Source organism: Mycolicibacterium gilvum, from assembly GCF_900454025.1.
Classification (GTDB): Bacteria; Actinomycetota; Actinomycetes; order Mycobacteriales; family Mycobacteriaceae; genus Mycobacterium; species Mycobacterium gilvum.
This window is the reverse complement of the sequence record NZ_UGQM01000001.1, coordinates 3,198,305-3,216,934: the sequence shown is the minus strand read 5'-3', so window position 1 is coordinate 3,216,934 and position 18,630 is coordinate 3,198,305. Positions and strand designations below refer to the sequence as shown.

General features: G+C 68.9%; 7 protein-coding genes. 3 read left to right on the top strand and 4 right to left on the bottom strand.

Annotation, left to right across the window (positions count from 1 at the left end; genetic code table 11):
* The 4 genes from DYE23_RS15095 to DYE23_RS15080 all read right to left on the bottom strand — a co-directional run bounded on the left by DYE23_RS15095 (position 1) and on the right by DYE23_RS15080 (position 14,801).
* The gene (locus tag DYE23_RS15095) at positions 1 to 6,408 is read right to left on the bottom strand and encodes a beta-ketoacyl synthase N-terminal-like domain-containing protein (protein ID WP_172527781.1); all 6,408 of its coding nucleotides are present in this window, start codon (positions 6,406 to 6,408) and stop codon (positions 1 to 3) included.
* Positions 6,405 to 12,608, bottom strand: coding sequence for a type I polyketide synthase (locus DYE23_RS15090; protein ID WP_115327538.1), 6,204 nt, complete (start codon positions 12,606 to 12,608; stop codon positions 6,405 to 6,407). Before DYE23_RS15090 ends, DYE23_RS15095 begins: the two co-directional genes overlap by 4 nt.
* A gap of 44 nt (positions 12,609 to 12,652) precedes the next feature.
* Complete coding sequence (locus DYE23_RS15085; protein ID WP_218566983.1) at positions 12,653 to 14,263, bottom strand: PfaD family polyunsaturated fatty acid/polyketide biosynthesis protein; 1,611 nt, start codon at positions 14,261 to 14,263, stop codon at positions 12,653 to 12,655.
* Between the two features lie 178 nt (positions 14,264 to 14,441).
* Positions 14,442 to 14,801: a hemophore-related protein gene (locus DYE23_RS15080; protein ID WP_147292286.1), complete on the bottom strand. Its 360-nt coding sequence runs from the start codon at positions 14,799 to 14,801 to the stop codon at positions 14,442 to 14,444.
* A gap of 253 nt (positions 14,802 to 15,054) precedes the next feature.
* On the opposite strand from DYE23_RS15080, the gene DYE23_RS15075 reads away from it, so the two are divergent.
* From DYE23_RS15075 to rfbB, 3 genes are read left to right on the top strand one after another with little or no spacing between them, the layout of a single operon-like run.
* Complete coding sequence (locus DYE23_RS15075) at positions 15,055 to 16,743, top strand: hypothetical protein (protein WP_147292285.1); 1,689 nt, start codon at positions 15,055 to 15,057, stop codon at positions 16,741 to 16,743.
* Between the two features lie 15 nt (positions 16,744 to 16,758).
* Positions 16,759 to 17,628 carry a glucose-1-phosphate thymidylyltransferase RfbA gene (gene rfbA / locus DYE23_RS15070; protein WP_115327534.1) on the top strand — a complete coding sequence of 290 codons (870 nt, stop codon included), beginning with the start codon at positions 16,759 to 16,761 and terminating at the stop codon, positions 17,626 to 17,628.
* A complete protein-coding gene (gene rfbB / locus DYE23_RS15065; protein ID WP_115327533.1) occupies positions 17,628 to 18,626 on the top strand; it encodes a dTDP-glucose 4,6-dehydratase in 999 nt (332 codons plus the stop codon). The genes rfbA and rfbB overlap by 1 nt, the downstream gene beginning before the upstream one ends.
* Positions 18,627 to 18,630 lie beyond the last annotated feature (4 nt).

Sequence of the window (18,630 nt, the reverse complement as noted above, 5' to 3'; positions counted from 1 at the left end):
TCAGCGCACCCGCACACCCATCTGCGTCGTCTCGTAGATGCACAGCTCGTCGACCCAGAACCTGCCGTTGAAGACGACCAGCACACTGTCGTCTTCTCTTGTCACCGAGGTGATCTCGATCTCCGAGCGGGTGCGGGTGTTGGTCGGGATCACCTGGCCGCGGAACTTCCAGCTGAACGACTGGTCAGCGGCGACCGGCTCGAACGTGGATCCGTCAGCGGCAAGACCGGCCAGTTTGACCGCCGCACGGGCTGCCTGCTGCATCGCCTCCAGACCCAGGGAGCCGGGCTGCACCGGGTCCTGGAAGAAGTGCGCCTTGAAGAACCACGCTTCGGGCCGGACGTCGTACTCGGCGACCAGACGTCCGAGACCGCCCTCGCCTCCCGAGGGCCAGAAGTTGACCCGGTCGATGACCTGGAGTCGACCCTGCGTGAGCCAGGGCTTGCCGGTCAGCGTCTCGTCACGATAGCTCAGCGAGACCGGTGCCTGGGCCGAGAGCGCCTCCAGCGCACCGGTTTCCACCCGCAGACCGACCTGGTTCCGGAGAGCTTCGGGACTGAAGAAGCCGAAGGCCGTCTTCATGGTCATCACCACGTCGTCGTCCTGGGTGCACACGACGTCGAAGAACACGATCGTGGAGCCGCCGCCTTCGGCGAACCGTTCCAGGCGTGAGGTGACCCGCAGTGTGCCGACGCGCGCCGGCCGGCGCAGCACCACCTCGCCACCGTCGAGGTTGCGGAACACCACGTCATCGGCGCGGTTGGCGGCGAACCCGTTGTACGACGACAACCAGCCGCAGGGCTGCAGCAGGATCTCGATCAGCACCGACAGCGGAACCGCGTCGGAGTGGGCGTCCTCGAAGTACCACGCATCGGCCGGAACGTCGTACTCGGCGACGACCACGCCGTCCTTGGTCGGCACTCCTGGCGGACTGTCGACGCTGATGATGCGTGACATGAAGTGGTACGGCTCGTCGGGCAGCCGGGGGGCACGCCGCGTCCCGTCGAACGGCGCGTACAGCGCGCCGAAGGCGTCCGAGGGCATACCGCGGCCGCAGGCCAGCAGCGCACCCTGATCGCCGCGGACATCCTTGGTGCCCTCCAGGATTCGTACCGGGCCCGGTGCGCCCGGCGGCATCGGCCAGTCGGGGACCAGACGCATCCCGAATCGCCGGCAGTGGAACACCTTGAAGCCGTCGCTGCTGCACAACAGCGCGGCGAAGATGGTCGGCGTCGGCCCGTCGATGATCTCCTCGACGAACACCTCGTAGTCCAGGACGTGGTCGGTGTCGGGTGTGACCTGCCCGCGGCAGACGAAGCGGGCCATCTCCTCGGGCACCGGCTCGAACCGCCACCCGTCGCGGTCGATCGTGAAGCCGTAGGCGGCCAACGCGAACGACAGGGCCTGGGTGGCCGCGTCGGCCATCAGGGTTCCCGGCATGCAGGGGTCGTTCTTGAAGTGTCCGTCGTAGAACCACGCATCCGTGGGCACCGAGGCGGTTGCCCGCAGGTACCCCCTCCCCCACGGCCCACCGTCGGGATCGAACTCGGAGACCTCGTCGAACAGTCGCAGCTTCCCGGTGGGCAGTGAGGGTGTGCGGGAATGTGCCGCGGCCATCTCGAACCCGCTCCCGAAACACGCGAATGCGTCACCGGCGGTGAAGGTTTCGATATCGGCCCGGCCGAAGGAACGCTTCAGTGTGACCTGCGGCGGGTCATCGCGGCGGGCACCGTCGCGCGGGACGTCGTCGGCGGCGTCCCACAGCACCCCGTCGGAGTTGGCCAACTCCTCGTCGGAGAAGAACCCGGCCTGTCCGTTGCGCACCGAGATGGCCAGGCGGTCGCCGATGTAGCAGTCGTAGTGGAAGAAGAACAGCCGTGTCGCACCGGTTTTCGCGTGGCCGTCGATGTGGATGTCGTAGTGCAGTGTCTCGCCGCCCTGCGGGAGGCCGCCCATGAACGTGAGGTCACATCCGAGCAGGCGGTAGACGCGCTCGCCGCGGTTGCTGAAGTCGGCTCCCAGCCACGACGCGAGCAGCAGGTCGGCCTGGCCCGATTCGATCACCACGCCCGGCGACATCCGGCCGTTGTGCATGTACCAGGCGTCGGGGTCGACGTCGGTCTCGGTGACGATGCGGCCCGTGCCCATCGTCGCGGGTTCACCGTCGATGCTCATCACCCGGTCGGCGAGCAGCAGCGGCGGTTCCGGCATGCGCACCAGGCGGTCATACCGGTCCAGTTCGGCGAAGATCGGACCCAGGACCTCCGAGATCCGGCCTCCGGCCAGGACTTCCAGTTGCGCGCGCGTCCACAGCGGCTCCTGCGGCGATGGTGCCGGCGCCGGTTTCGGCGTAGCTGCCGGCCGGACGGGCGGTGCGGGCGCGAGGACCGCCGCAACGGGCGCCGGCGGCGGGGCGACGGGCGCACTCACGACTACGGCTTTCGCACTCACCGCCGGTGTGGAGGTCCGGCCGGTCGCCGCGGCGAGCAGTGCCCCGCGCGTCTGCAGGAATGCGGCGTGGGCCTGCGCCTGCCGTTCGACGAAGACCGAGTGCGTGTCGCTGACGGACGCGATCAGGTTCAGCGCGGCGGTCGTCCTGTCGGTGGCCGTGGCACCGATCGGAACCGGTGCGGCGGGAATCCGTTCCGGGACGGAGGCAGGTCGGCTGATCGTCGTCGTCTGGTGATGCTCGACCGCCGCCTCGGCGAAGACGAGCGGCTCCAGACTCTCCGGTGCTGCCGGCATCGGTTGGAAGCGTGCAGGATCCAACTCCGGCATCCTTTCCTGGGGGGATCGCGACGTCGGGACGTCCACTCTCCGCGGTGGGTCGGGCACGGCGACGACATCGGGCCAGTGGGCGGCCAGGGTCAGCAGGCGCCCTGTGGACGGTACCGGGGTGCTCTGCGCGCGCAGTAGATCCATGCGCGCGTCGAACGCGTCGGTATGCACGGGCAGGCCGTGCACCCACATCTTGGACACGGTCTCGGCCAGCGCTCGCAGCCCCCGTCGTTCCTGCGGGTCGAGGGCCACCGCGACATGCGGGCGATCACCGAGGATCTTGGGGATCGCGCCGGTCAGGATGGCGCGGGGGCCGTGCTCGACGAACACCCGAACCCCGTCCTCCCACGCCTGTAGCACGGTGGCGGGAAAGTCGATGGGTTCGAGCGCCTGGCGGGTGATCGCCTCGGCGGCGGCCTCGCGTGTGGGTGTGTAGGCGCGGTTGACCGCGTTGCTGTAGAAGCGCACCTGCGGGGCGGCGTACGTCTCGCGCGTGTGGATCGTGCGCCACGTGTCGGCGAACGGGCGTACGGCCTCGCAGTGGATGACCATGTCGAGTCCCAGCGGCATCGACTGGGCGCCGTCGATCGCGTCGATGACCCGCCGGCACGCCGCGGGGTCCCCGCCTATCACGCAGTCGTCGGGGGCCTGCACGATCGTCATATAGGCGAGCGGTTCAGCGCTCAACGCCCGTTCGACCGCGGCCCTCGGTGCGGTGATACGCCAGTTCTCCCACGGCGCGGGCTCATCCCCGAGACCCCACGCCGCCGCGGCCACCCGGCACTCCCCGGTCAGCTCGTCGCCGTACATTCCCGATGCCTCGATCTCGTCGAGCATCGGCTCCAGGTCCTGCCAGATGCCGAACGCCAGCAGCGAGTTCGTCTCACCCGACGAAAGGCCTATCGCCGCAGCGGGTTCCAGGCCGAGAACGTTGCGGGAGAACTCCGCCTGCGCCTGACAGACCACTGCGCACCCGGTGAGTTGTGTCCTGGGGCTGAGCGTGGAGATGTCCGCGCCGTAGAGTGCACGTGCCAGTTCGCCGACTCCGGAGAACCGCTCGGCGAGGGCATCGCCCAACTCCGGCCATGCCAGCAGCAACTCGCGGCCGGCGCCGGGATAGGCCGCCGCGGCGCCGGTGAACGTGAACGCGAGTTCGCCGGTCATCGGTGAGTCCGCGTAGGCGACTCCCGGCAGTACCGGGACCTCGCCGCAGCCCAGCCGCTGCTCGGTCGCGAGCCGCAGCTTCTCCAGCGTCGAGGTGGTGTCGCCCACCAACGAGCAGCGGACGGGACCGGTGCCGCCCGGCTCGTGCCGCTGCAACCGTCTCAGCAGATCGGCTCTGCTGTCGGCGGCGTAGCGTTCCGTGATCGGGATGACGCCGACGGCCAGCGGTACCGGTGCGGTTCCTGCCGCCGACACGGTGAGGGCGTCGCTGCGACCGCCGATCGAGCCGATCTCGACTGTCGAGCGCAGGCGTCCGGGAATGGGTTGCGCGCCGGCCCGGTCGACGCTCACCCGTGTGCGGACCGCTGCCGCGTGCGCCGCGATCTCGGCGGCCGCGGCAGCCGCATGCGTTCGGCCGAACCGGCCGGCGGCGACGTTCGCGTCCCGGTGTTCGCGGGCATCGGTCGGCGCGAGAATGCCGTCGGTGTCGATGACGGCGACGATCTCGTCGCCGGCGGCCTCGGCGTCGGTCCGCCGCTTGAGGACGAACGCGATCGCCGCGTCGCCGTGTGCCATGGCGGGTTCGGTTGCCAGCGTGTCCGCCGCCCGCGCGTGGGCGGGCTCGCAGCACATGTCGACCGCACCGGTGACGACGGTGTCGAGTTCACGGTGCCGAAGGGCGCGGACGGCGATCCGGATCGCGTCGATGCCGGAGAGTTCCTCGCCGGACACGGTGAACCCGAAGCCCCGGAAGTCACGCTGCGCATGGATGCGGTTGGCCGGGATGTTCGGCATCGTCCCGATGACTCCGTCGGCCGTCAACTGTGGCGCCGAATCCTTGTTGACGGTGAGCCATTCGTCGTTCGCGAGGTTCATCACGCGCAGTCGTTGGCGCGCGATGGTGGCGTCGCAGCCCATACCGACGATTACCCCGGTGCGGTCGGGATCGGTGACGACATCGTCCAGCGCCTGCGCCGCGGCGGCCAGCATCGCCGTCTGCTGGGCGAGACTGCCCTGCAGCTCCCTGGGCGGGAAGCCGAGACCTGCGAGCTCGAGCTGCACCGACTCGAGCGGAACGGGCCGGGACTCGGGACCCAACGCCCGGCGGCGGAAGGTTTCGGCATCGCCGGCGTCGCCGGTCACGACGCCGACCCCGCAGATCACGATCTCGTCGGTGGGGACGGGCCTGCGTACAGCGGAATAGGTTGCCCCCGTGTAACTCTCGACGATCAGATGCGCGTTGTTGCCGCCGAATCCGAAGTTGCTCACCGCGGCACGTCTGACGCCACCCTCCCACGGGGTGGGCGTCGTCGCCAGGGTGAACGGGGTCTCGCGGAGTCTGTCGGTGGGCATCTCGCACAAGGCGGGCGGGATCACCCCCGCCTGCATCGCGGAGAGCACGTTCACCAGGCTCGCTGCGCCGGACACCGTGATGGTGTGCCCGAGGTTGCCCTTCAGCGCCCCGAGTGTGAGCGGCACCTCGCCGTAGGCGGCGGCGATACTGCGCAGCTCCGTCGCATCGCCGAGAGGTGTTCCGGTGGCGTGACAGTCGAGGTAGTCGACGTCGGCCGGGGTGATGCCTGCCTGCTCGAGCGCGGCGGACATCGCCCTGGTCTGACCGGCGACCGCCGGCGCGAGGAACCCGCTCTGCCGGCCGTCGTTGGACAGACCGATGCCCGTGATCACACCGAGGATGCGGTCGCCGCAGCGCTCGGCGTCCTCGAGACGCTTCAACGCGACCAGCGCAGCACCCGCCGAGGGTACGAGACCGTCGGCCTCGGCGTGGAAAGGCCGCGAGCGTCCCGTCGCGCTCAGCGCCTGCAGCGCTGTGAAACCCAGGTGCAGGAACAGGTCGTCAGCGCCGTTGACGCCGCCGGCCAGCATCACGTCGGCCGTGCCGTCGTTGAGCGCATCGCACGCCAGCTTGATCGCGTAGAGCGACGATGCGCACGCGGCGTCGAGTGCGTACGCCGGTCCGGTCATTCCCATCGCCGTGGCGATCAGGTGCACCGGTAGGCCGGACGAGAACCGGTTGCGTGCGTCGACATCGTCGCCGCCGGTCCACACGCTTTCCACGAACGCGGTGTTCAGTGTGCTCGGATACGACAGGTTGCCCACGATCAGCCCGGTGCGGGGATTCGCCGACGGGGACCCGAGGGCCCGCTCGGCACAGTGCGCGAGCCAGGACACCAGCGGGTCGAGCCGCTCCAGATCGGTGATCCGCGAACCGATCCCGGACACGCCCAGGGGTACCTCGATGTAGCCGCCGGTCGCCGACGACACCCGCAGTCCGGCGAGGTCGCTGGCGAGCAACCGCGCCGGATCCACGCCACGCCAGTGATCCCGCGGAGTGGGTGTCAGCAGGCAGCGACCCGCCAGCGTCGCCTCGAACAACGCCTCCGGCGTATTCGCGCCGGGAAGTACGCAACTGCGTCCGACGATCGCGACAGGGACGAATTCGCTCACGAACCCGTGCCTGCGACGTAGAACTCCACGCCTTCGAGAGTGGCCACCGGCTGTCCATCGACCGTCTCCAGCGCGATGTCGAAATCGACGCGCTTGTCGTTGACGGGATGTGCCGCGATCCGGCACCGGCGTGCGTCACCGTCCGCGAACGGACGGTGCACGGTCACGCTCCCGATGCGCACAGGCAGCACGAGCGGATGGCCGTGCGCGTTCGCCCACAGGATGCCGAGCTGCAGGCCGCCGTCGACGGCGACAGGATCGATCACCCAGTCCTGCTGCGGCCAGCCCAGCTCGGTCGCGCTCTTCAGCGTAGCGCTCCCCCCGGCCGCGGCGAACTCGCCCAACTCGTCGATGACCGCAAAGCGCGGCCCGTGGAACAGCGGGCCCGAGTAGGCGTCGGCCACGCTCATCGGCCACGCCGATCCCGCGATCGATGGAATCGACGTGCTGGGCGCCGCCGAGGAAGTTTCGAGCACCGCGCGGTATCGGGCGCGTCCCTCGCAGTCCTTCACCGTCACGGTGTACGACGCGCCCGTCGGCTCGAAATCGATGGTGAGGTCCTGCTGTTCGCACGACGCGAAGGTGACACCCGAGAGCACCTGAAGGTCCCGGACGACCACGGCGCTGTCCGCGATCAGCCCGCGGGCGGCGCGCAGCACGGCGTCGAGCACGGCCACCACCGGGATCACGATCTGGCCGCGCACCTGATGATCCTCGAGCACCGGAAGCGTCTCGACGGACACATCCCATTCGAGATGCGCAGCCCGCAACCGCGGCTCTGCCGGCGCGGCAACGACGATCGAGGTTGCCGGGGAACGGCGCAACGCATGCTCGGCGAAGAACCGGGCGCCGTCGTCGATCGGGATCACGCCCACCCCGGCCTCCAGGAACCGGCTCTTCAAGGTCGCGTCCACCATCCCGCCGTCCCACGGCCCCCAGCCGAAGGCCCGCACCACGCAGCTGTCGCCACGCCGCGCTGCTTCCCGCGCGGCGATCGACTCCAGCGCCGCGTTGGCGGCGGCGTACGCCGCCTGGCCCGGATTACCGGCCCGTGCCGCGATCGACGAGAACAACGACACGAAACGCAGGTCGTCGCCCGACGTGGCCTCCAGGAGTGCCTCGGCCCCGACCAGTTTGGTGCTGAACACCTTGACGAACTGCTCGTCGTCGAGGTCCTCCAGGCGCTTGTCGGCGAGCACACCGGCACCGTGGACGACCCCGACGATCGCGCCGAAATGCCGTACCTCGTCGAGGGCGGCGGTCAGTGCCGCCCGATCGGTGATGCCGGCCGAGAAATAGCGCGCCGGGATTCCCTGCTTCTCGGCGGCCGCGAGCGTGGCCCGCACCTCGCGTTCGGCCAGCACACTCTCGGCCTGTGCCCTCGCCTGCGGCAGGCTCAGCTGCTCACCGCGGGCGCGGGCTGCCGCCGCCAGCGACGTCGCGATCTCGGCGGCGGTGGTGCCCGCCGATTCGGCAGCGGTGACGTCACGCAGAGGCGTCCGCCCGAGCAGCGCCAAGCGCAGACCGTGGTGACGCGCCAGTGCCAGCGCCGAAGCCGCCGTCACCCCGCGCGCTCCTCCGGTCACGACGACGACGCCACCCGGGTCGACGCCGATGTTCTCCCCTTCGCCGACGGTGGACGCGACGTCGGCGACCGCGACCAGTCGGGTGCCGTCGGCGCACAGTGCGACCTCGACACCGCTACCCCCTTCGAGGAGTTCGGCAACCAGCCGTTCGGCGTCCAGTGTCTCCATGTCGACGGCGCGCACCGAGGCGTTGGGCCACTCCCAGGCAGCGGTCTTGACCAGGCTCGCGACCCCTGTCGGTGCTTCGGCCGCGCCGAACGTCGCACCGCTGGACTGGACGGTGACGAACAGCCGTGACTCCGCATCGCTTCTCGCCACACTGCGTGCCGCGTGGAATGCCCGCACGTGCATGTCGACGCACCCCTGCGGGGATTCGACGCTCGCCAGCGCCGCCAGGCTGATGACGGCCCCCGCCCGCTCGGGCACCTCGTCGACGGCCTTGGCCTTGATGCCGCGGTCGATCATCACGGTTTCGAGCGAATCCGCGAACTCCGGATCCTCGCGGGTGATGAACACCTCGCCGTCGCGCAGGCCTGCCATCGCAAAGCCGCCCGGCGGGACCGCCCGCAGTTCCGCCTCCGTGCACGACAATCCACCCGACGGTGAATCCGGCTGCGCCGGCGCGGGTTCGGGATCGAGATCATCGCCGGCCGGGCGGGCGCTGAACCCGCTGACCGTGTCGACGACGTCCTGGAGGGTGCGCAGGCCGGCGAGTTCGGAGGCCGGGATGTCTGGTGCGCCGGGGTATTTGGCTTGCAGGGCGGCGAGGATCTCGACCTGTTTGATGGAGTCGATGCCGAGTTCGGCTTCCATTTCCATGTCCAGGGAGAGCATGTCGGCGGGGTAGCCGGTCTTCTCCGAGACGATGCTGAGCACGATGTCGCCGACGGGCAGCGCGGGGGCCGCGGGTGCCGGTGCGGGAGCCGGAGCCGCAGGTGCGGTCGTGGTCGTGGTGGTGGTGAAGCCGGTGGCGGTGTCGACGACGTCCTGGAGGGTGCGCAGGCCGGCGAGTTCGGAGGCCGGGATGTCTGGTGCGCCGGGGTATTTGGCTTGCAGGGCGGCGAGGATCTCGACCTGTTTGATGGAGTCGATGCCGAGTTCGGCTTCCATTTCCATGTCCAGGGAGAGCATGTCGGCGGGGTAGCCGGTCTTCTCCGAGACGATGCTGAGCACGATGTCGCCGACGGGCAGCGCGGGGGCCGCCGGTGCGGGAGCCGGAGCCGAAGGTGCCGCCATCTCGGGGGCCGCCGGGGCCAAGGGCATCGGGGCCGCCGGGGCCGCCGGGGCCATGGCAGGCTCAGGGGCCACCGCCGCAACCGCAGGGGTGTGCGCTGCCGGTGCAACGCCGTTGACGGCGGTGTCGGGTGCGGAAACGACCTCTTTGAGCGCGAGCCGAGGTGCTTGCGGGCCCGTCGGCCGGCCACCGACGATCTCGGTCATCATCTGCGTCGCCACATCCAGGAACGCCTGATGGCTCTGCGTCATCACATCCAGGTACCGCTGGTGCTGTTCGGCCGTTTCCTTCTGGATGCGGTCGATGACGCTCCATGCGTCGACCGACAGCGGCGCCGGCTCGGCGGAAACCGGCACGTGCACTTCAGGCGTCGGGGACACCCGTGCGGCCGGCTGATGGGCCGGCGTCGACACGTGGACCTCCGCCGCGGGCACGGCGACGGGCTGGATCGCGGGTGCTTCCATCTGCTGGACTGCGGGCGTCATCGGAAGTCCTTCTGCAGAGGCCTTTTCGGCCTGTGGCGGCGAGATCGGTGCGGTGGCGCGCACCCGTTTGGGGACGATCGCGGTGATGCCATCCACCGGTGGATAGGGCTTGCCGAGGTTGGCCCCACCGACCAGCACCGAGTGGGCGGGTGCGGGGACGTGCTCGGCGGGCTCGTCGAAATGGGCGTACAGCGCGGCGAGATCGAGTTGCAGTCCGTCGGCGGCCAGTGCGGCCAGTCCGCGATGCCAGCCGCGCAGTCCGTCCGACTTCGATCCGTCCAGAGTCACCGCCAGATGCGGGGTCGTGTCCAGGATCTGGTCGACGAGCCCGGTGAGAACCCGGCCGGGACCGACCTCGATGAACCGGGTGACCCCGTCGCGGGCCATGGCCTCGATCATCTCGCGGAACCTCACCGGCTGACGGACCTGATCGGCGAGTTGGTCGACGATCTGCGGACCGTAGGGTTGCGCCGTCGTGTTCGCGTAGACCGGGAAGCGCGACTCTCCGAGTGTGAGTGTCTCGAGGTACTTCCCCAGCGGCGCGGAACTCGACGCGACGATCTCGGAGTGGAAGGCCGAGGCCACCGGCAGCCGTCGCGACGAGAACCCCGCCGCTTTCGCGGTCGTCTCGGCCCACGCGATGTCGGCGGCGTGTCCGGCGACCACCACCTGGTTCGGTGCGTTGTCGTTGGCGATCACCAGCGTCCCGACCGTATCCGGACGCGAATTCAGCAGGGCGCGTACATCATCGGCACCGGCAACGATCGCCAGCATGGCGCCGTCGGTGCCCTGTCCGGCCTCGGCCATCAGCACCCCGCGCATGCGCGCGGTCTCGACGAGCCGCTCGACGGGAAGCACACCCGCTGCCGCGAGCGCGGTGACCTCGCCGAAGCTGTGCCCGCCGGCCGCATCGGCCGTCACTCCCAGCATGTCGAGCAGACGAAGTTGCGCCAAGCTGGCGGCAGCGATGGCCGGCTGCGCGTTCTCCATCGCGGTGAGCTCGGACTTCTGCGCGTCGAGCGACTCGGCGTCGAAGGTGGGCTCGGGGAACACCACCCGGTGCAGATCGGCCAGATCGCCGGTGAGACCGTCCCACACCGCGAGGGCCTCGGGGAAGCCGAGCGCGAGGTCTGCGCCCATCCCGACGTACTGACTTCCCTGTCCGGGGAAGAGGAACGCGGTCTTACCGGTACGTGCCGGGCCCAGCCCGACGGCAATGTTGGGGTCTTTGATCTGCGCTGCGGTGCCGTCGGCGAGGGCGCCCCGCAGTTTCTCGGCGAGTCCCTCCAGCGTCGTCGTGTCCGACGCGACCAGCGCGGCCCTCGCGGGCTGCGAGGCGTCGAACGCCGGTGCCGTCGTGAACGCGATCCGGGCCAGACTCTGCCCTGCGCGTACGGCCGCGGTGATCTCGGCGGCCCGTTCCTGGAGTTCTGCCTCGCTCCCGGCGCTGAGCGCCACGAGTTCGGTGGGCAGGGTCCGCAGTCGTCTGGCCCGGTGCTCGCCGCGGTACTCCTCCAGCGTCACGTGGAAGTTGCTGCCTCCGAACCCGAACGAACTCACCGCGGCCCGGCGTGGCTGGTCGCCGGTGCGAACCCAGGGGCGCGTCTGCGCGTTGACGTAGAACGGCGTGCCGTCCAGGCCCAGCGCGGGGTTGGGGCGGTCCACCTTCAAGGTGCCCGGAAGCGTCGAATGTTGAAGGGCCAGAACGGCCTTGATCAGGCCGGCGGCACCGGCGGCTGCCTTGGTGTGCCCGATCTGGGATTTCACCGAGCCGAGGGCGACCCGGGCTGAGTCGTCGGTGAACACCGCCTTCAGGCCCGCGAACTCGGCGACGTCACCTGCTCTTGTCGCGGTGCCGTGCGCCTCGACCAACTCGACGGTCGACGGGGCGTAACCGGCGTGTTCGTAAGCGCGGCGCAGCGCCTTGGCCTGTCCTTCGGAGCGCGGCGCGTACACGCTGGAGGCGCGACCGTCCGACGAGGATCCGAGCCCTCTGATCACGGCATGGATCTGATTACCGTCCCGCTCGGCGTCGCTGAGCCGTTTGAGCGCCAGCATTCCGACGCCCTCGCCGATGATCGTCCCGTCAGCGGCATCCGAGAAGGGCCGGCAGTCACCCGACTGAGAGAACGCGGGCGTCTTGGAGAAGCACATGTACATCATCACGTCGTTGAGGGCATCGACGCCGCCCGTCAGGACGAGGTCGGACTCGCGCAGATACAGCCGGTGCAGCGCGGTCTGCAGCGCCGAGAGCGAACTCGCACACGCCGCGTCGACGACGAAGTTGCTTCCGCCCAGATCCAACCGGTTGGCGACACGTCCGGCGACGACATTGCCCAGCAGACCCGGGAAGGTGCTCTCGAGCCATGGCGGATAGTGGTCGGCGATGTCACGGCAGATCTCGTCGGCCTCATCCTCGGGAAGACCGTTCTCCAGTAATGCCTTTCGCCATATCGGACGCTGCATCCGCGATCCCATCTGGACCACGAGCTCGGTCGTCGACGCGACGCCCAACACGATGTCGACGCGGTCGAGGTCGACGTCCACGCCCCCACGTTCGGCCTCGTCGAGAACCTTCCTGGCGGCGATGAGCGCGAGCAGTTGCGCAGAGTCGGTGGCCGGCAACGCGGTGGGCGGCAGACCGAACCGCATGGGGTCGAACGGCACCGGGTCGATGAAACCGCCGCGCTTGCAATAGGTCCGATCGGGCGTCGTCGGGTCGGGATCGTAATAGTCCTCGATCAGCCAGTGCGAGGGCGGCACCTCGCTGATCGCATCCCGCCCCGCGGTGATGGTGCGCCAATACCCCTCGAGCCCAGGTTCGCCCGGATAGATGGCGGTCGCGCCGACGACGGCGACGGGAGTGGCGAATGGGTGCTGATTGTCTTCGGTCATTGGGCCTTTTATCTATCCGAATGAGGGACGGGAACTTACGGAGATCAACCGAGCGGACGTGGTCGGAAATTGAAGGCCGACGGCGGCAACGCGACACCCGCAGCGCGCAACTGGGTGGCACGCGTGACGGTGGCGGCCCCTTCGAGGAGATTCAGGGCGATCTGACGGACGGTGCGGGCCTGCACGGGTTCGAGAAAGCTGCCGCGCACCCATTCGTTGAAGGCTCCCATCGCCGGGCCGCACCAGATCTGGTAATCGGCGCGGCGCTCGGTGGTTCCCTCCCGGGCCCACTGGGCGCCGTTGAACAGATACCACCGGAACACCAGGGCCATCCGGTGTTTGGGGTCCGTGCGGGCCCGTTCGATCTGCTGTGGATCGCGCTGGGCGAAGAAAGCCTCTGTCTCGGACCAGATGTCGTCGACACTGAGCCCGAGCACCGCGGTCTCCAGGTTCCGCAGAACTGCGGCAGGGGCATCCTCGAGGGAGGCGTAGCGGCGATAGAACTCCCCGAGGCGCTGCGCGCGCTGGGCGAACAACGTGCCGCGTTTGAGGACCTGAACCGTCACGCCCATCTCGAACATGTCGGCAGCCGGTGCCATCGCCACGTCGGTGGACTGTGCTGTGCCCAGCATGGCGCGCGCATCGGTCGACAGACCGCTCTCGACCGCGGACTGGTTGACCGAGCCGGTCAGGACGTAGGCCGCGCCGGCGGCGAACGCGGCCGCGACCGCGGCCGGGGTGCCGAGCCCGCCGGCGGCGCCGACACGGGGCATGACGTCGTAGCCGTGGGCACGGGCGATCTCGTCGCGGAGATCGATCAGTCGCGGAAGCAGCACCGTCAGCGCCCGGTTGTCGGTGTGTCCCCCCGAGTCCGCTTCGGCGGTGATGTCCTCTGCAACAGGGATGTTCGCGGCCAGCGCAGCCTCGTCGGCGGTGATCCGTCCTTCGGCCACCAGTGCCCGCAGCATCGGCTCCGGGGCGGGTGAGAGGAACTGGCGCGCAACCTCGTCGCGGGACACCTTGGCGAAGATGTGTCCGGCGCGGTGTATCCGGCCATCGGTGCCGCGCCGCAGCCCCTTGGCGGCGTAGAGCACGACAGCGGGCGTCAGTTGCATGAAGGCCGACGCCGAGACGTACCGCACGCCGAGGCGGTGGAACAGATCGACGGTCGCGATCTCGATCCCGTCGCTCTGCACGTTGTGGATCAGATTGGCGCCCCACCCCACGGTGTCGCGTCCGACCGCAGCCTGGATCTCCCGCACGCCCGCCTCGACGGTGCTCAGGTCGAGTCCGGCACTGCCGTAGAAGGCCATGACTCCGGCCCGCACACCCTCGATGGTCATCGCGGGCGTCGCGATCCCGCGCGCCATCTCCCCGATGACATAGGGGAATCGCACCCCGTGCGCGGCGGTGAAGCTGCGGTCGCCGAGCCACTCGGGATAGATCGGGGGCAACACGGCCAGCAGGTTCTGCCGCAGGACGTCCGACGTCAGCTGCCCGGCGGCATCGAGCAGCACGGGGCTCGGCCCGTGAACGGACCCGACGACTGCCACCGGCCTGCGGATCGCCGCCAGTGCCTCGTGGACGTCGGAGCGATCGAGCAATCCCGTCGAGGCGCCGTTCGCATGGTGAACTTCTGTCTGCGCTCCTCGCACGGCAGGGACTCTAACGGTTTAATTTACGCAAGGGTAGGTTTTTGACTATTCGCGTCAAACCAGCAACGACCAGGCCTGATCTGGCGCGCGATGACCGTGGGTGGATGCGTGCGCGTCGACGAGCACGGCAAATACGCGACGACCGATATCGGGCGTCGCGTCCACCGTGATCGTCGAATCAGTAGTTCATGCAGGAGCCGGCGATCTGACTCACCTGCGGGCCCATCAGGGCCGTGAGCATCTGCTGCAACTGGGGGTTGGCGGCCCGCTCCTGCGCCATCCGGGCCCTGCGCTGATCGACCGGCATCGCCAGGAACGTCTGCAGGTTGGCCTGCATGTCGGGGCGCCTGTTCAACTGCGCCGCCAGTGCGGGTGCCTGTGCGTTCATCGCGGCGGTCACCTGCGCGTAATTGCACGTCGTGGTCGCCAGGGCTTCGGACAGCGGATCGGCGCCGGCCTGAGGTGCCACGCCCGCGAGCGCGAACACCGGCAGGCCTGCGGTCAGCGCCAGTCTCTGTATCCACTGAGTAGGTGTCACGGCGATCGCCCTTCGTGTGCGGATCGACGAACCGGATCCGGATCGGTCGTATCATCGCGGTCCGTCCCGGCGAAACGCAACACTTTCCCGCTCCCGAACGGCCCACAACCCGATTTTGTGGACGTAGACGTTAATTTTTGCCAGAATCGGCCTGATCTCTGCCTGGGCGGTGCGCCACGCACTGCCGATGCGTCCAGGGGGGTCCGCGAGAACAGGGAAGTCGATGGAATCGGTTCGGATCAGAAGCGGCCTGATGGCTACCGCGTTCGTGTCGAGTACGCTTGCGGCAACGGTGCTTCCGGCGGCCCCACCAGCCAACGCGACGTGCTTCTCGATCTTCGGTATCGGCAACGGCAACGGCTGCACCAGCAACCCCACCAGCTTCGCGCTGGCCATCGGGGAGGGCGCAGTCGCCGACGCGTCGAGCGGGTTCTTCGGCGGAGCATTTGCTGCAGGTGCCAACGCGCGAGCAACCACGTCCTACTCCGCGTTCACGCTGGCAAACGCGGTGGGCAACGAAGCGGTGTCGACGGCGATGTTCTCGCTGTTCTCCTTCCTCGGTCAGGTCGGGGCAGGCGCCACCTCGGTGATCGGTGGTCCCAACCTCGCGATCGGCGTGGCGAACGGCAACGCCATGCAGTCCACGAATGCGATCGGCGGCTTCAACGTCCTCGCCCACTACGGCCCGGGGAGTGCCGCGGCCATCGGCGGCCTGAATCTCGTTCTGGGGTTCTCGGGCGGTGACGGTCCCCATCACGTGGGATCCACGGGCCTTGGCAACATCGGCGTTCAGCTCGGCCCCGGCTCGACGTCGGTCGTCGGCGGTATCAACCTCGCGTTGGGGGTGTCACCGTTCGGCGACGGCACCCAGACCACCATTGCCGGACTGCTCGGCACCGTCGCGCTCAACCTTCTCGGCAACGGCAGCGCCACGACACAGGGCTGGTTCGGCGGTGCGGTCAACATCCTGGGCAGCAGCAGCGTGGAGATGGCGGGCATCTTCGCCACCGCGCTGAACATCCTCGGAAACGGCAACCAGGTGCGGGTACTGCCCCAGACCCTGCTGAGCGTGGCCTTCGGTCTGCTCAGCAACGACGTCACCGTGACGGCAGGACCCGGTCCACTGTCCTTCTCGGGCGCCCTTTTTCAGAACGGCATGGCCGTCGGGCAGACACTGAGAGCGGCCATCGAGGACATGTCGACACCTGTGGACGGTGCCAACCGCGCCGCGTCGCAGAGTCTGGGCAATGCCCTGTCCGCCGCGTCCACCGGCGACCTCGCCAGCGCCCTGACGGCGCTGGCGGCACTTCCCCGCGAGGTACTCAACGCGTTCATGTACGGGTACGACGCCGACGGCGCAGGCCCTGCCGATCCGATACCCGGTCTGTTCTCCGTCAAGGATCCCGACTGCGTGACGAGGTGCCACGACGGCGGGCCGATCTACCAGCTTTTCGTCGGGCTTCCCGCTGCGATCAAGACCGCCGTCACCAACATCGGCGAAGCAGCGAAAGCCGACAGCGCCGCGGCCACTGTGCAGGACACCCGCGAGGACTCGACCGGTGTGGACGACTCGTCGGTGGTCGACGCCGTCGAGGTCAGCGTCGACGAGACCGGCGCCGATGCCGCCGAACCCGACGCCGTCGAACCGGAGGACCTCGGGGTGGTCGAAGGCGAAACCGAGGATGCCGAGACCGAGGACGCCGAAACCGACGCCGAGGAAGCCGAAGTAGAGGACGCCGAAACCGACTCTGCCGCAGACACTTCCGGTGCGGACGACGACAACGACCCGACCGCCGCCGTCACCGGCACCAGCTCCGTGGACACCGACAGCCGGCCTTACGGCGCCCACGCCAAGCCCGACGGCGCGGATTCCGGATCGTCCTCCGACGCGGGCTCGGACCGCCCCGGCAAGCACCGCGCCGGGCCGCGGCACGCGGCCTGACGGCAGGAGCGCACTGTGAAGGGAATCATCCTGGCCGGCGGCTCGGGGTCGCGCCTGCATCCGATCACCTACGGGGTGTCCAAGCAGCTGATCCCGGTCTACGACAAGCCGATGGTGTACTACCCGCTCTCGACGCTGATGCTCGCCGGCATCCGCGACATCCTGGTGATCACCACACCGCACGATGCCCACAGCTTCGAGCGGCTCCTCGGCGACGGGTCGCGCTTCGGGGTGTCGATCACCTTCGCCCAGCAGCCGTCACCGGACGGGCTGGCGCAGGCGTTCACCATCGGTGAGGACTTCATCGGCAGCGACAAGGTGGCCCTCGTGCTGGGCGACAACCTGTTGTACGGACCGGGTTTGGGCACCCAGCTGCGCTGCTTCGCCGATGTCGACGGCGGCACGATCTTCGCCTACTGGGTGGCCGAGCCGTCCGCCTACGGCGTCGTGGAGTTCGACGCGGGCGGTCTCGTGGTGTCGCTGGAGGAGAAACCCAAGCGGGCGAAGAGCAATTACGCGGTGCCGGGGCTGTACTTCTACGACAACGACGTCGTCGCGATCGCCCAGCAGCTGAAGCCCAGCGATCGCGGCGAGTACGAGATCACCGACGTCAACCGCGCCTACCTCGAGCAGGGTCGCCTCCGGGTGCAGGTGCTGCCGCGCGGCACTGCATGGCTGGACACCGGCACCTTCGACCAGATGACCGACGCGGCGGACTTCGTCCGCACGATGGAGCGCAGGACCGGTCTGAAGATCGGGGTGCCCGAGGAAATCGCCTGGCGGCAAGGGTTTCTCAGCGACGACGAGCTGTGCGACCGGGCAACCCGGCTGGTCAAGTCCGGCTACGGCAGGTATCTGCTCGATCTCCTCGACAGGGGTCTGTGATGGTGCGACTGCTGGTCACCGGTGGTGCCGGCTTCATCGGTTCCAACTTCGTGCACCACGTCCTCGCCCACACCGACCACCACGTGACCGTGCTCGACAAGCTCACCTATGCCGGCAACCGCGCGTCGCTGGACGGGCTGCCGCAGAGCAGGCTGGACTTCGTGCACGGCGACGTCGCCGACGCCGACCTGGTCGACGAACTGGTCGCCGCGGCCGACGCGGTCGTCCACTACGCCGCCGAATCGCACAACGACAACTCCCTCGACCGGCCGGAACCCTTCCTGCACTCCAACGTCGTCGGCACGTTCACGTTGCTGGAGGCCGTCCGCCGGCACGACAGGAGGCTGCACCACGTCTCCACCGACGAGGTGTACGGCGATCTGGAGCTCGACGATCCGGCCCGGTTCACCGAATCCAGCCCGTACAACCCGTCCTCTCCCTACTCGTCGACGAAGGCCGGCAGTGACCTGCTCGTGCGAGCCTGGGCCCGGTCGTTCGGCGTCGCGGCCACGATCTCGAACTGTTCCAACAACTACGGGCCCTACCAGCACGTCGAGAAGTTCATCCCCCGCCAGATCACGAACGTGCTGTGGGGCATCCGCCCTCGGCTCTACGGCGAGGGCCTCAACGTCCGCGACTGGATTCACGCCGACGACCACTCGTCTGCGGTCCTGCTGATCCTGGAGAAGGGCCGGATCGGTGAGACGTACCTGATCGGCGCGAACGGCGAGAAGGACAACAGGACGGTGGTCGAACTGATCCTGACCCTGATGGGCGAGGATCCCGATGCCTACGACCGGGTCCCCGACCGACTCGGCCACGACCTGCGCTACGCGATCGACCCGACGAAGCTGCGCGAGGAACTCGGATGGCAACCTGGGTATGGTGACTTCGAACATGGTCTCGCGGCGACCATCGAGTGGTATCGCACCCACGAGGACTGGTGGACGCCCGCCAAGGAAGCCACCGAGGCGTTCTACGCCCGGCTCGGCCAGTAGTACG

Bases quoted from the DNA above. Each gene is read 5' to 3' on its own strand.
- rfbB (WP_115327533.1), top strand. From the start codon at position 17,628: ATGGTGCGACTGCTGGTCACCGGTGGTGCCGGCTTCATCGGTTCCAAC.
- DYE23_RS15090 (WP_115327538.1), bottom strand. From the start codon at position 12,608: ATGACCGAAGACAATCAGCACCCATTCGCCACTCCCGTCGCCGTCGTC.
- DYE23_RS15075 (WP_147292285.1), top strand. From the start codon at position 15,055: ATGGCTACCGCGTTCGTGTCGAGTACGCTTGCGGCAACGGTGCTTCCG.